Source organism: Gordonia ajococcus (assembly GCF_012974285.1).
Lineage (GTDB): Bacteria > Actinomycetota > Actinomycetes > Mycobacteriales > Mycobacteriaceae > Gordonia > Gordonia amicalis.
This window is the reverse complement of sequence record NZ_CP052884.1, coordinates 1,978,395-1,991,575: the sequence shown is the minus strand read 5'-3', so window position 1 is coordinate 1,991,575 and position 13,181 is coordinate 1,978,395. Positions and strand designations below refer to the sequence as shown.

The following is a 13,181-nucleotide window of genomic DNA, read 5'->3' as shown; positions in this document are numbered from 1 at the left end:
TCAGCAGCCGCCGGCGACCGCGGGCAGGATGGTCACCTCGTCACCGTCGTCGATGGAGGTGTCGAGGCCACCGGAGAACCGGACGTCCTCGTCGTTGACGTAGATGTTCACGAACCGGTGGAGCTTGCCATCTGCGACGAGGCGCTCCTTCAGCCCGGGGTTGCCCGACTCCAGATCGTCGATCAGCGCGGCGAGCGTCGTCCCGGAACCCTCGACGCGCTTGGCGCCGTTGGTGTGGGTCCGCAGGATCGTCGGGATGGACACGGTGACGGGCATATTCAGCTCCTGATCTCGATCTCTTCTTCGGTGACCGTGCCGTCGACGATGCGATAGCTACGGATCTCGACGGTCTCCGGGTCCCGGGTGGACACCAGCACATAGTGCGCGCCGGGCTCGCCGGCGTAGGAGATGTCGGTGCGGCTCGGGTAGGCCTCGGTCGCGGTGTGCGAGTGGTAGATCACCACCGGTTCCTCGTCGCGACGGTCCATCTCGCGCCACACGGACAGCTGCTCGGCGGAATCGAACCGGTAGAACGTGGGCGACCGTTCCGCGTTGATCATCGGGATGAATCGCTGCGGGGCCTCGGAACCCTCCGGCCCCGCGATCACCCCGCACGCCTCGTCCGGATGATCGGCGCGCGCATGCGCGACCATCGCGTCGACGAGTTCCTGATCGATCTTGAGCATCGGTGTCCCGTTCTCCTTCGCAGACGCGGGCCCCGGTGGGCAGGGCACGGAGGGTCGGCGACAGGTCGTCGCACTTGTCCCGAGAGGGAACGCCGCCGCGCGAACGCCTATTCCGCATTCACCTATGACCGGTGTCACCGTCGGTGAGTCCGGGGCGGGCCGTTCAGACGAACGCCGACGGCGCAGCCTGCGCGTAGGTGGGGATGGACGCCACCGACTCGGCGGCGAGTACGGCGTCGACGATGGCTCGCTGAACGACGTCGGCCGCGCATCGGCAGATCTCCGCGATGACCGCCGCGTCCGGATGCATGCCGGGCGGTGAGGCGAACGCCGGGTCGATCGACTCCGGCCGCACCGCACCGGTGGAGACGGCGAAGATGGTGTCGCCGTCGAGCGGTGAGTGGGCCGGGCGGATGGCGCGGCCGAGACCGTCGTGGCCGGCCATGGCGATCCGCCGGGTCATCGCGGCATCGAGTGCGGCATCGGTGGCGACGACTCCGATCGTCGTGTTGAGCACGGTGTGTTTCTCCGCGAGTTCGGCCAGCCGTGCGATGTCACCGGCCTCCGGACGCCTCAGGCCCAGGCGTTCGAGGTCGTCCTCACCGAGATCCCACGGCAGGCCGCTCTGCGGGTCGATGACGGCACCGACCGGGTTGGCGACCATCAGCGCGCCGACGGTGACACCTGCGGCCGGACCCGTCGGGATCGTCACCGATGCGCTGCCCACACCACCTTTCAGCGCGCCGGCACGAGCACCGGCGCCGGCCCCCACACTGCCGACCGCGAAATCGGTACCGGCGGCGCGGACCGCCTCGGCGCCGAAGTCGGCGTCGGGCCGGTGATCCCACGCGCCGACCGGGAGATCGAAGATGACCGCCGCGGGCACGATGGGCACCACATGTCCTCGGGTGTCCATCGGCAGGCCGACCCCCTCGGCCTCGAGGGCGCGCATCGCGCCGTCGGCGGTTGCGAGACCGTAGGCGCTGCCGCCGCTGAGCACGATGGCGTGCGCGGTCTGCACGGTGTTCGACGGATCGAGGAGGTCGGTCTCGCGGGTGCCCGGACCACCGCCCCGCACGTCGACGGCGGCGATCGCAGCGGGTCCCGAGATCCGCACGACCGTCGTCCCGGTCGCCCAGCCGTGGCCGTCGGGTGCGTCGGCGGTGCCGGAGACCTGCGCATCGGCGTCGACACGATGACGGTGCCCGACGGTGATCCCGGCGACGTCGGTGATGCGATCGCCCGGGCGGGTGGGTCGTCCGATGGTGGTCACGTACACCTCTGCTCTCATCTGTCCCGACCCGCACCACGAAGAACTCGGACAAAGCTCCCGAATGGAGCGGTGTCACCGTGGATCGTAGGTCACATCACCGCTTCGACGAGCAGATCCTGCATCACCGTCAGCCAGTGATAGACGTCGAGATGCGCGGCGTGCGGATGATCGGCCGGCAACCGGTCGGGGGTGTCCTCGGAGATCCCGAGCATCGCCCCGAGGGCGAGGCGGACGTCGTTGAGGGCGGTCAACCAGGCGGTCGCCTGCTCGACGGTGAGTGCGAGGTCGCCGCCGCCGTCGGGCAGGGTGTCGAGAAGGACCTGCGCCGCAGCGAGTTTGGCGTCGATGATCTTCGGCTCGTTGACGCTGCGCAGCGCCGAGTTGAGGCGACCGTTCACCACCTCGGCGGAGAGTTCCCGGTCCTGATCGGGGCGATGGAAGTCCGGCAGGAGACGCCCGAGCGTGGCGTCGTCGGGTGTGTCGGCATGGCCGACCCGGATACCGGTGACATCCGACAGCGCATCGCGCGGTGCGGTGTCGGCGCGTTCGGTCAGCAGCTCGCACATCGAGGAGACCAGCGACGCGAGCAGCTCGGCCTCGTGCGCGTCGAGCTGGGAGGTGATCCGGATCGACTCGCCGCGGCCCTTGCGTTTCCAGGTGCGCACGCCTCAGTGTCTCCCCACCGTCGACATCGTCGACCCCGTCGGCACCGTCGATCCCGGTCCGCGCTCGGGCGGCAGAAATGCGAACCCGGTCATGAATCGCGCTGCATGGTGGCCCACAGGCCGGCCGCGTGCAGTTTGCGCACGTCACCCTCGACCTTGTCGCGGTCGCCGCTGGAGACCACGGCCTTGCCCTCGGTGTGCACCTGCATCATCAGCTGATTGGCACGTGACTCCGAGTAGCCGAAGATCTTCTGGAAGACGAACGTCACATACCGCATCAGATTGACGGGATCGTCCCACACGACGGTCATCCAGGGTTTGTCGAGATCCGCCGCGCCGTCCGCCACCGCGGGTTCGGCAACCGCGGTACCGCCGGGGGTAGCCTCGTGCGCACGAGTTTCGTCAGGCGCCATGGAGACAAGGGTAACGCGACAGTGAGCATCGACAACACCGCGCTGCTGACCGATCAGTACGAACTGACCATGGTCGCAGCGGCTCTCCGCCACCCGGTCGCACACCGGTCGTGCGTGTTCGAGGTGTTCGCCCGACGACTCCCCGACGGCCGCCGGTACGGCGTCGTCGCAGGCACCGGACGCGTCCTCGCCGAGCTCGCCGAGTTCCGTTTCGGCGACGAGGAGATCGCCGTCGTGGAGAAGTTCCTCGACACCGAGACCGTCGCGTGGCTGCGCGACTACCGGTTCTCCGGGGACATCGACGGCTACCGCGAGGGCGAGCTCTACTTCCCCGGCTCTCCGATCCTCACCGTCCGTGCGCCCTTCGCCGAGGCCGTACTGCTCGAGACGCTGATCCTGTCGATCCTCAACCACGACAGCGCGATCGCCTCGGCCGCCGCGCGGATGGTCAGCGCCGCCGGGTCCCGGCCGATCATCGAGATGGGTTCCCGACGCACCCACGAGCGCGCCGCGGTCGCGAGCGCCCGTGCCGCATACCTGGCCGGCGTCGCCGCGACGTCGAATCTCGAGGCGAACCGTCGTTTCGGCGTCCCCAGCGCGGGAACCGCCGCGCATGCGTTCACCCTCGGCTTCTCCGGACCGGACGGTCCCGACGAGAAGGCCGCGTTCACCGCACAGATCGATGCGCTCGGCGTCGGCACCACCTTGCTGGTCGACACCTACGACATCACCCAGGGCGTGCGCAACGCGATCGAGGTCGCCGGCCCCGGCCTCGGTGCGGTTCGCATCGACTCCGGAGATCTCGGCGTGCTCGCCCGGCAGGTACGCACGCAACTCGACGACCTCGGCGCCACCGACACCCAGATAGTGGTGTCCGGCGACCTCGACGAGTACGCGATAGCCTCGCTGCGCGCCGAACCGGTCGACACCTACGGCGTCGGGACCTCGCTGGTCACCGGCAGCGGCGCACCGACCGCGGGCATGGTGTACAAGCTCGTCGAGGTCGACGGGCTTGCCGTCGCGAAGCGGTCGAGCCACAAGGAGTCGCGTGGCGGGGCGAAGGCGGCGGTGCGGGCCGCACGTGCCAGTGGGACGATCGTGGAAGAGATCGTCTACCGTGCCGAGGGACCACGCCCCGACGCCGAGGGCGGTCTCCACCTGCGGGACCTGCAGATTCCGCTGGTTCGCGGCGGGGAGCCGGTGGCATCGCTGCCTTCGCTGACCGACGCGCGCGCCCATCTCGCCGCAGGGCTGGTGAGCCTGCCGTGGGAGGGCCTCGGCCTCTCGCACGGGGACCCGGCGGTGCCGACCCGATACCAGCTCGGCTGACGAGCAACACGATTCGATCCGCCAGGGGGTAGCAGATGAACAGCGAACGCAGCGACGGCACCAAACCGGCCGACGCGTTGGTCGTCGTCGACGTCCAGAACGACTTCTGTGAGGGCGGTTCCCTCGCGGTCAACGGTGGTGCGGCGGTGGCCCGGGCGATCACCAAGATCCTCGACGAGTACCGGACGGTCGTCGCGACACGCGATCACCACATCGATCCCGGTGATCACTTCTCCGACGACCCCGACTACGTCGACACCTGGCCGCCGCATTGCGTGGTCGGCACCGACGGCGTTGCCTTCCACCCCGAATTCGATTCCACCGCAGCGCAAGAGACCTTCTCGAAAGGTGAGTACGCCGCTGCGTACTCCGGCTTCGAGGGTGTTACGGACGACGGCACGAGCCTCGAACAGTGGCTGCGCGACCACAAGATCTCCAGCATCGACATCGCGGGACTGACCACCGATCACTGTGTCCGCGCGACGGCACTCGATGCGGTAGCCGCCGGCTTCACGACGCGGGTGCTGCTCAACTTCACCGCGGGCGTCGGGGCGGCGACCACCTCCGACGCGCTGAAGAGCATGCGCGAGGCGGGGGTCGAGCTGGTGGGCGACCTGCTCTACGACGGCTCGTGCGGCACGGGTTAGTCCCGAGGGAACCGTAGAGCCCGCGGATCCGTCTGAAACTCACACACCCCATCTCGCACCATCTCGAACGAGGACCCCGGAACACCACATGTCGAACACTCCCCCGGTGACCGAACTGCTCGACACCGCGGTCTCCGCGCTCGGCGGTCGTCGCCGTGACGGTCAGGTAGCCATGGCCTCGGCCGTCGCGCACGCCATCGACACCGGCGAACATCTCGCCGTACAGGCCGGGACCGGCACCGGAAAGTCGCTGGCGTACCTCGTGCCGGCCATCCGCCATGCGGTCGAGACCGGACGGACCGTGGTGGTGTCGACGGCGACGATCGCGCTGCAGCGGCAGCTGATCGAGCGCGACCTCCCCCGTCTCGCCGGCGCCCTCGCGAAGCCCGTCGGCCGCAAACCCACCTTCGCGATCCTCAAAGGTCGCGGAAACTACTTGTGCCTCAACAAGATCCATTCAGGAGCCGCCGACGAGCCGGACACCGAGCTGTTCGATCCGTTCGAGTTGTCCCGCACCGGACGCGAGGTCACCCGGCTGCGCGAGTGGAGCAGCGACACCGAGACCGGTGACCGCGACGACCTCGTGCCCGGTGTCGCCGACCGCGCCTGGCGACAGGTCAGTGTGTCCGCGCGTGAATGCCTCGGTGCCGCCAACTGTTCCTACGGCGAGGACTGCTTCGCCGAACAGGCCCGCCGCCGGTCCGGCAAGGTCGACGTGGTGGTCACCAACCACGCCCTGCTGGCGATCGACGCGACGAGCCCGGCCAACGTTCTGCCCGAGCACGACGTCGTGATCATCGACGAGGCCCACGAACTCGTCGACCGGATGACCTCGGTGGCGACCGACGAACTGTCGGCGGCCTCGATCGCCCTCGTCTCCCGGCGCGTCGGCAAACTCGTCGACGAGGAGACCGCCGACGCCCTCCTCGGTGCCGGTGAGCAACTCGGGAAACTCCTGGAGACGGCGCCGAAGACACAGTGGACGCAGCTGCCGCCCGACGCCACGTCCGTTCTGGTGATGCTGCGTGACCGGTTGTGGCAGACCCGGACCGCGATCGGGCCGGTGCGCGCGCCCGGTGCCGGCGACGACGGCGCAGCCGCAGCCCGGTCGGCGGCCCTCACCTCGCTCGACGACATGCACGACACGGTCGTCCGCGTCCTCGGCGCCTTCGACGAACCCGACGAGTCCAAACGCCGCGACGTGGTGTGGGTCGGCCTCGACACCTCCCGACGCGGCGCCGAACCCCGTCCGGTGCTGCACATCGCGCCGCTGTCGGTCGGCGGACTGCTCCGCGCGTCGCTGTTCGCCAATTCGACGGTCGTCCTGACGTCCGCGACCCTGACCATCGGCGGTTCCTTCGACGCCCTTGCCGCGACCTGGGGTCTGCCCGCCTCCGGGCGGGGCACCGACCGTCCCGCCGCCGACGAGCCGGGCGACGAACCGGGCCCCGACCCGACGGCCGCCCGCAACGTCACGGCCAGTGGTAAGGCGGTTCCCTCCGATTCGGGCTCGGCGCGCTGGACCGGTCTCGACGCGGGCTCCCCGTTCGACTATCCGAAGTCGGCGATCCTCTACGTGGCCCGGCACCTGCCCCGGCCCGATCGCTCGGGTATCGCTCCGCGGACGATGGACGAGATCGCCCAGCTCGTGGATGCCGCCGGCGGGCGCACGCTGGGGTTGTTCTCGTCGATGCGCGCTGCCCGCGAGGCGGCCGAGGCGATCCGGGAACGCTGCGAGTACCCGGTGCTGTGTCAGGGCGACGACACCACCTCGACCCTGGTCAGACGCTTCGCCGAGGATCCCGAGACCTGCTTGTTCGGCACACTGTCGCTCTGGCAGGGCGTCGACGTGCCGGGGCCGTCGCTGAGCCTCGTGCTCATCGACCGCATTCCGTTCCCCCGCCCTGACGATCCGCTGCTGACCGCACGGCAGCGCGCGGTCGACGCCCGGGGCGGCAACGGCTTCTTGTCCGTGGCGGCGAATCACGCCGCGCTGCTGCTCGCGCAGGGCGCCGGCCGACTGCTGCGTTCGGTCGACGACCGCGGCGTCGTCGCGGTGCTCGACTCCCGGCTGGCGACGGCCGGATACGGGGGCTACTTACTCGCCTCGCTGCCTCCGATGTGGCGGACCACCGATCCCGCCGTCGTCCGGTCCGCCCTCAGCCGGCTCACCGCCGCACCGCGTCCGGTGGGCTGAGCACGCCTGACGCGAGACGACCGGCACGGCGACCGTGTACGACGAGACAATCGCCCACGCGGGGCACTAGGTTGGGTAGCGGTGATTCCAACGCAGGCGAGACCGACAACGCACCCTGACCAATCGCGGGAGCTGACGAGAGGAGGCTTCGAGTGATCGGGCGCATGGGTATCGATGACATCGCACCCCTGGTCTCGGCCGGGCAGCAGCCCGCGAAAGCCGTTGTGGGAGAGTTCTTCCCGATCAGCACCACGGCGTGGCGCGAAGGGCACGACGCGATCGGCGTCACGCTCCATGTCGAGGCACCGCGTCGCGGCGTCCTCGACATCCGGATGACCCCGTCGCCCGAACCGGACACCTTCAACGCGGCGTTCGTCCCCGACGCGGTCGGCTTCTGGTCGTATCGCATCGAGGCCTGGAGCGATCCGTACACCACCTGGCGTTCGGCGGTCACCAAGAAGCTCGACGCCGGTCAGGGCGCCGCCGACCTCGCCAACGACCTGGAGACCGGCGCCCGAATCCTCACCCGCGCCGCCGAGGACATCGCCGACGAGAACCGCGAACTCCTGCTCGACGCCGCGCGTCTGCTCCGCGCACGACGCCGCCGGGTCGAGAACCGGGTGAGTCTGGCGATCTCCGAGGAGGTCGTCGAACTGCTCCACGACAATCCCGTCCGGGAACTGGTCACCAAGAGTCGCACCTACCGCGTGTGGGTGGACCGCACCCGCGCGCTCTTCGGGTCCTGGTACGAGTTCTTCCCCCGCTCCACCGGCGGTTGGGACGGCGAGGGCAACCCGGTGCACGGCACCTTCCTCACCGCCGCCGAGGACCTCCCGCGGATCGCGGGGATGGGCTTCGACGTCGTCTACCTCCCGCCGATCCACCCGATCGGCGAGGTCAATCGCAAGGGCCGCAACAACACCCTGGTCGCCGGTCCCGACGACGTCGGCTCGCCGTGGGCCATCGGGTCGAAGGACGGCGGCCACGACGCGATCCACCCGCAGCTGGGCTCCGAGGAGGACTTCGAGTACTTCGTCGGGCGGGCGCGTGAGCTGGGACTGGAGGTCGCCCTCGACCTCGCACTGCAGTGCGCACCCGACCATCCCTGGGCGACCGAACACCCCGACTGGTTCATCATCCAGCCCGACGGCACGATCGCCTACGCGGAGAACCCGCCGAAGAAGTACCAGGACATCTACCCGCTGAACTTCGACGAGGACCGCAACGGCATCTATCGGGCCGTGCTGCAGGTGGTCCTGCACTGGGTCGGCCTGGGCGTGAACATCTTCCGCGTCGACAACCCGCACACCAAGCCGCCGAACTTCTGGGAGTGGCTGATCGGCGAGGTCAAGAAGCGGAACCCGGATGTGCTGTTCCTGTCCGAGTCGTTCACCCGCCCGGCGCGTCTGTACGGTCTCGCCCGCCTCGGATTCACCCAGTCCTACACGTACTTCACGTGGAAGACGGCCAAGTGGGAACTCGAGCAGTTCGGTCGCGAACTGGCCGATCATGCCGATGAGGCGCGTCCCAACCTGTTCGTCAACACCCCCGACATCCTGCACGCCAGCCTGCAGCACGGCGGCCCGGGCATGTTCGCACTGCGCGCCGCCCTGGCCGCGACCCTGGCCCCGACCTGGGGCGTCTACAGCGGCTACGAACTCTACGAACACGTCGCGGTCGCCGAGGGCAGCGAGGAATACCAGGACTCCGAGAAGTACGAGCTGCGTCCCCGCGACTACAAGGCGGCGACGAGCCGCGGTGAGTCGCTGGAACCGTGGATCACCTCGCTCAACGAGATCCGCCGCCGGCATCCGGCGCTGCAGCAGCTGCGGAACATCCACTTCCACCACGTCGAGAACCCGTCGCTGATCGCCTATTCGAAAATCGATCCGGTCTCCGGCGACCGCGTCGTGGTGGTGGTCAACCTCAACCCGTTCGCCGCCGAGGACTCCACCGTCTGGCTCGACCTGCCCACACTCGGATTCGAGTGGTACGACCACTTCCCGGTCCGCGACGAGGTCACCGGGGAGGAGTACTGGTGGGGACAGGACAACTACGTCCGGCTGGAGCCGTGGCGCGCGGTCGCCCACATCCTGGCCCTCCCGCCGCTCGACCCCGCCACCGCAGCGCGACTCGCCTACCGAATCCAGTGAGGTGCCCGTGACCGATCGTCGAGATCCCGAGTCCCCCACGACCCCCGGCACCGCCGCGCCGGGAAGCCCCCTCGCCGCCGGTTCCCTCCCCGCCCCCGAGGCGTCCGATCACGACCTACGCCGGCTCGACGCGCTGACCCATCCCGACCCGCATGCGTTCCTCGGGGCGCACGACGCCCCGGGGGGCAGCACGATCCTGCGCACACTACGACCCGACGCCCTGTCGGTGTCGGCGGTCATCGGCGGCGTCGACCACCCCATGACCCGTCAGACCGACGACCTGTGGGTCGTCACGGTGCCGATCGCCGACCTGATGGACTACCGCTACCGGATCGTCTACCCCGACGGTGCGGGCACCGCCGAGTTCGTCGTCGCCGACGGCTATCGATTCCTGCCGAGCCTTGGCGACATCGACATCCACCTGTTCAGTGAGGGCCGGCACGAGACGCTGTGGGAGGCCCTCGGGGCCCGCGTCGTCTCGTACACGACCGCCGACGGCGAGGTCTCCGGCACGGCGTTCTCGGTCTGGGCGCCCAACGCCCACGGCGTGGCCGTCATCGGGGATTTCGACCGATGGACCGGCCGCGTGGCTCCCATGCGCAAGGTCGGGGTCAGCGGTGTCTGGGAAGTGTTCATCCCCGACGTCGGCGACGGCGCGCACTACAAGTTCCGGGTGCACGGCGCCGACGGCGTGATCCGTGACAAGGCCGATCCGATGGCTTACCGGACCACACCCCCACCGTCGACGGCGTCGGTCGTCACGCGATCGCAGCACGTCTGGTCCGACGACGCCTGGATCGCGCGCCGGGAGCGCTCCGCGCCCGAGCGCGAACCGATGAGCATCTACGAGGTGCACCTGGCGTCGTGGCGTCAGGGCCTGGGCTACCGCGAACTCGCCCACCAGCTCGCCGACTACGTCGTGGAAAAGGGCTTCACGCACGTCGAGTTCCTCCCGGTGGCCGAGCATCCCTTCGGCGGTTCGTGGGGCTACCAGGTGACGTCGTACTACGCGCCGACCGCCCGGTTCGGCACTCCCGACGACTTCCGGTACCTCGTCGACCATCTGCATTCGCGTGGCATCGCGGTGATCGTCGACTGGGTGCCCGCGCACTTCCCGAAGGACGAGTGGGCTCTCGCCCGCTTCGACGGCACCCCGCTCTACGAGCACGCCGACCCGATGCGCGGCGAGCAACTCGACTGGGGCACCTACGTCTTCGATTTCGGACGCCACGAGGTACGCAATTTCCTGGTCGCCAACGCATTGTTCTGGTTCGGCGAGTTCCACATCGACGGACTGCGCGTCGACGCCGTTGCCTCGATGCTGTATCTGGACTACTCACGTCCCGACGGGCAGTGGCGGCCCAACATCCACGGTGGCCGCGAGAACCTCGAAGCGGTGCAGTTCCTGCAGGAGACCAACGCGACGGTCCACAAACACTTCCCCGGCGTCATCACCGTCGCCGAGGAATCCACCGCATGGCCGGGTGTCACCCGGATGACCGATCTCGGCGGCCTCGGTTTCAGCTTCAAGTGGAACATGGGCTGGATGCACGACAGCCTCGACTACCTGTCGCGGGATCAGGTGCACCGCAGCTTCCATCACCACGAGATCACCTTCTCGCTGATGTACGCGTGGAGCGAGAATTTCGTGCTGCCGCTGTCGCACGACGAGGTGGTCCACGGCAAGGGCACGCTCTGGACGCGGATGCCGGGCGATTCCTTCACCAAGGCGGCCGGCGCCCGCGTGTACCTCGCGTACATGTGGTCGCACCCCGGTAAACAGCTGCTGTTCATGGGCCAGGAGTTCGGTCAGACCGGCGAATGGGCCGACAACCGCAGCCTCGACTGGCACCAGCTCGAGGGCTGGGAGGGCGAACTGCACTCCGGCATATCGACGCTGGTCACGGACCTCAACCGGATCTACCGGTCATCCCCTGCGCTGTACACGCAGGACATCACCCCCCTCGGCTACGAGTGGATAGATGCCAACGACACCGCGAACAACGTGATCAGCTTCCTGCGGTTCGGGGAGGACGGATCGGTCGTCGCCTGCATCTTCAATTTCTCCGGATCGGACCGCGTCGACTACCAGGTCGGACTGCCGCAGGGCGGGGTGTGGGAGGAGATCCTCAACACCGACGCCGACGCCTACAGCGGCGCGGGCAAGGGGAATCTGGGAGCGGTGACCGCCGATGGGCCGTCGTATCACGGACGCCCCGCCTCGGCGCGGGTCATGCTGCCGGCCAATTCCGCCATCTGGCTCGCGCCCCGCTAGCGCGCAAACCCACCCTTTTTCGGCAGAGTCACCACCTCGGAGCGGAATTTCTCAACCTGTCTGAGACAGGACTTGGTTGGTTGTTCTTCTGTGGTTGATCCCGACGGTGGTCGGGATTTCCGGGGCCCGGGGTGGGCGCCGGAAGCGTTGCGGGTGGGCCAGGTAGTGGCGGTTGAGCAGTGTTTGGCGGTGCTGCCGCTGCTGGGTGGCAGTACCGTCGAACACCGAGGCCGGGGTGTGCCAGGCCAACCCGCTGTGGCGATGCTCGTCGGCATAGGTGGCGAGGAAGGTGGCGGTCCAGGCGCGGGCGTGGTCGATGTGGTCGAACCGGTCGGGACACTGCAGGTCGTATTTGATGGTCTTGAACAGCGATTCGGAGAACGGGTTGTCGTCACTGACTCGGGGCCGGGAGAACGAGGCTTCGATCTTGGCAGCCTGCAGGGCGTCGAGCAGATCGCGTGAGCGCATGATCGCCCCGTTGTCGGCGTGGAGCACCTGCGGGGCGCCGTAGCGGGTGAAGGCGGCGGCGAACATGTCGACTGCCAGGGCGGTGTCCTCGACGTGCTCGATGCGCCAGGCGACCGGGTAGCGGGAGAACACATCGATCACCAGGTACAGCTTGTAGCGCTGGCGGGATGGTCCTTTGAGTTCGGTGACATCCCAGGACCACAACTGCCCCGGCGCCGTCGCTACCGCTTTGGGCGCCGGGCGTGCGCACCCGCCGCCGTGCCTGCCTTTGCGGCGATCACCGGTCATCTGTTCGGCTTTGGCAATGCGGTAGAAACTGCTCTGCGAACACGGCACCCGACCGGCATCGAAAGCCCGCCAATAGGTTTGGCACACTGACAGCTCGGCGTATTGCTCGTCTTCGAGTACCGCTCGTGCCTGGGCACGCTCACCGGCAGTCAATGCCGCCGGCTGTTGGCGGGCGTGCTGCGGGACCGGATCGGTCACCGGTGTGTAGTGCCGATACCGGCGAGTGAGGCGATAAAACGTTGCCCGCGGCAATCCCGCCCACACACATGCCGCCGCGATCGTCATCCCAGCTGCGGCCAACGCGATGACCGTCTCGACTAGGACAGTCCTTTGCGGTGCAGCCACTGCTGGTACTGTTCGGCGCTCATCAACGCCGGTGGGATCTGCTCCTCCTCGCTCGTCGAGCTCGCGGTGATCCCGTCCATGAGCTCGATAGCTTTTCCCATGATCTCTTGAATGGCTTCGGCCTGTTCGACCTTCTTACGTAGCCGTTGGTTCTCAGCGCGTAACCGCGCCAACTCGGCTCGTTCCTGAGCATCCACCCGGCGCGATCCTTTCGACTTGAGTGCTGCCGACACCATCGACACCTCAAAGTCTCCCCGATCACGGGCGTGCAACCAGCCCCGCACCGTGGCCCGCGACAGAGCATGCTCGCGCAGCAACCGGGCACGGCCACCGCGCTCCAGCGTCGCCGCATCCCACAACTGCAAAAACTCGACCTTGAAACCAAGCGGGTAAGACCGCTGCCCATTCGGGGTTCGGCCGACCTCGACACTGATAGTCATCA

General features: G+C 68.4%; 12 protein-coding genes. 5 read left to right on the top strand and 7 right to left on the bottom strand.

All coding sequences use genetic code 11. The features are described 5' to 3' along the window. The 5 genes from GAA2_RS09125 to clpS form a co-directional block, all read right to left on the bottom strand. A complete protein-coding gene (locus GAA2_RS09125; RefSeq protein WP_159406203.1) occupies positions 1–276 on the bottom strand; it encodes a MoaD/ThiS family protein in 276 nt (91 codons plus the stop codon). A 2-nt stretch (positions 277–278) separates the two neighbouring features. Further along, on the bottom strand, positions 279–686 hold the full coding sequence (locus tag GAA2_RS09120) for a Mov34/MPN/PAD-1 family protein (RefSeq protein WP_159406202.1): 408 nt from the start codon (positions 684–686) through the stop codon (positions 279–281). A 163-nt stretch (positions 687–849) separates the two neighbouring features. Next, positions 850–1,959 (bottom strand): P1 family peptidase, encoded by a 1,110-nt coding sequence (locus tag GAA2_RS09115; RefSeq protein WP_159406201.1) that lies wholly within the window; start codon positions 1,957–1,959, stop codon positions 850–852. An 89-nt stretch (positions 1,960–2,048) separates the two neighbouring features. Then, entirely contained in the window at positions 2,049–2,624 is a 576-nt protein-coding gene (locus tag GAA2_RS09110) for a DUF2017 domain-containing protein (RefSeq protein ID WP_159406200.1), read from the bottom strand. Between the two features lie 89 nt (positions 2,625–2,713). Next, complete coding sequence (gene clpS / locus GAA2_RS09105; protein ID WP_006437886.1) at positions 2,714–3,037, bottom strand: ATP-dependent Clp protease adapter ClpS; 324 nt, start codon at positions 3,035–3,037, stop codon at positions 2,714–2,716. Positions 3,038–3,058: 21 nt separating this feature from the next. On the opposite strand from clpS, the gene GAA2_RS09100 reads away from it, so the two are divergent. The 5 genes from GAA2_RS09100 to glgB all read left to right on the top strand — a co-directional run bounded on the left by GAA2_RS09100 (position 3,059) and on the right by glgB (position 11,638). After that, entirely contained in the window at positions 3,059–4,366 is a 1,308-nt protein-coding gene (locus GAA2_RS09100) for a nicotinate phosphoribosyltransferase (protein WP_191834903.1), read from the top strand. 35 nt (positions 4,367–4,401) lie between these two features. Next, positions 4,402–5,013 carry an isochorismatase family protein gene (locus tag GAA2_RS09095; protein WP_191834902.1) on the top strand — a complete coding sequence of 204 codons (612 nt, stop codon included), beginning with the start codon at positions 4,402–4,404 and terminating at the stop codon, positions 5,011–5,013. Between the two features lie 88 nt (positions 5,014–5,101). Next, on the top strand, positions 5,102–7,210 hold the full coding sequence (locus GAA2_RS09090; RefSeq protein ID WP_191834901.1) for an ATP-dependent DNA helicase: 2,109 nt from the start codon (positions 5,102–5,104) through the stop codon (positions 7,208–7,210). 152 nt (positions 7,211–7,362) lie between these two features. Beyond that, positions 7,363–9,363 carry a maltotransferase domain-containing protein gene (locus tag GAA2_RS09085; protein ID WP_159406196.1) on the top strand — a complete coding sequence of 667 codons (2,001 nt, stop codon included), beginning with the start codon at positions 7,363–7,365 and terminating at the stop codon, positions 9,361–9,363. Between the two features lie 7 nt (positions 9,364–9,370). Further along, positions 9,371–11,638, top strand: a complete 2,268-nt coding sequence (gene glgB, locus GAA2_RS09080) for a 1,4-alpha-glucan branching protein GlgB (protein WP_375295698.1) — start codon at positions 9,371–9,373, stop codon at positions 11,636–11,638. A gap of 51 nt (positions 11,639–11,689) precedes the next feature. On the opposite strand, the gene GAA2_RS09075 is transcribed toward glgB, so the two are convergent. Further along, positions 11,690–12,592 carry a DDE-type integrase/transposase/recombinase gene (locus GAA2_RS09075; protein ID WP_232513020.1) on the bottom strand — a complete coding sequence of 301 codons (903 nt, stop codon included), beginning with the start codon at positions 12,590–12,592 and terminating at the stop codon, positions 11,690–11,692. Positions 12,593–12,711: 119 nt separating this feature from the next. Next, positions 12,712–13,179, bottom strand: coding sequence for a hypothetical protein (locus GAA2_RS09070; protein WP_096273810.1), 468 nt, complete (start codon positions 13,177–13,179; stop codon positions 12,712–12,714). Positions 13,180–13,181: the final 2 nt, after the last annotated feature.

Coding starts and splice junctions, on each gene's coding strand:
- GAA2_RS09125 (WP_159406203.1), bottom strand. CDS start 276: ATGCCCGTCACCGTGTCCATCCCGACGATCCTGCGGACCCACACCAAC.
- GAA2_RS09120 (WP_159406202.1), bottom strand. CDS start 686: ATGCTCAAGATCGATCAGGAACTCGTCGACGCGATGGTCGCGCATGCG.
- clpS (WP_006437886.1), bottom strand. CDS start 3,037: ATGGCGCCTGACGAAACTCGTGCGCACGAGGCTACCCCCGGCGGTACC.
- GAA2_RS09095 (WP_191834902.1), top strand. CDS start 4,402: ATGAACAGCGAACGCAGCGACGGCACCAAACCGGCCGACGCGTTGGTC.
- GAA2_RS09090 (WP_191834901.1), top strand. CDS start 5,102: ATGTCGAACACTCCCCCGGTGACCGAACTGCTCGACACCGCGGTCTCC.
- GAA2_RS09070 (WP_096273810.1), bottom strand. CDS start 13,179: ATGACTATCAGTGTCGAGGTCGGCCGAACCCCGAATGGGCAGCGGTCT.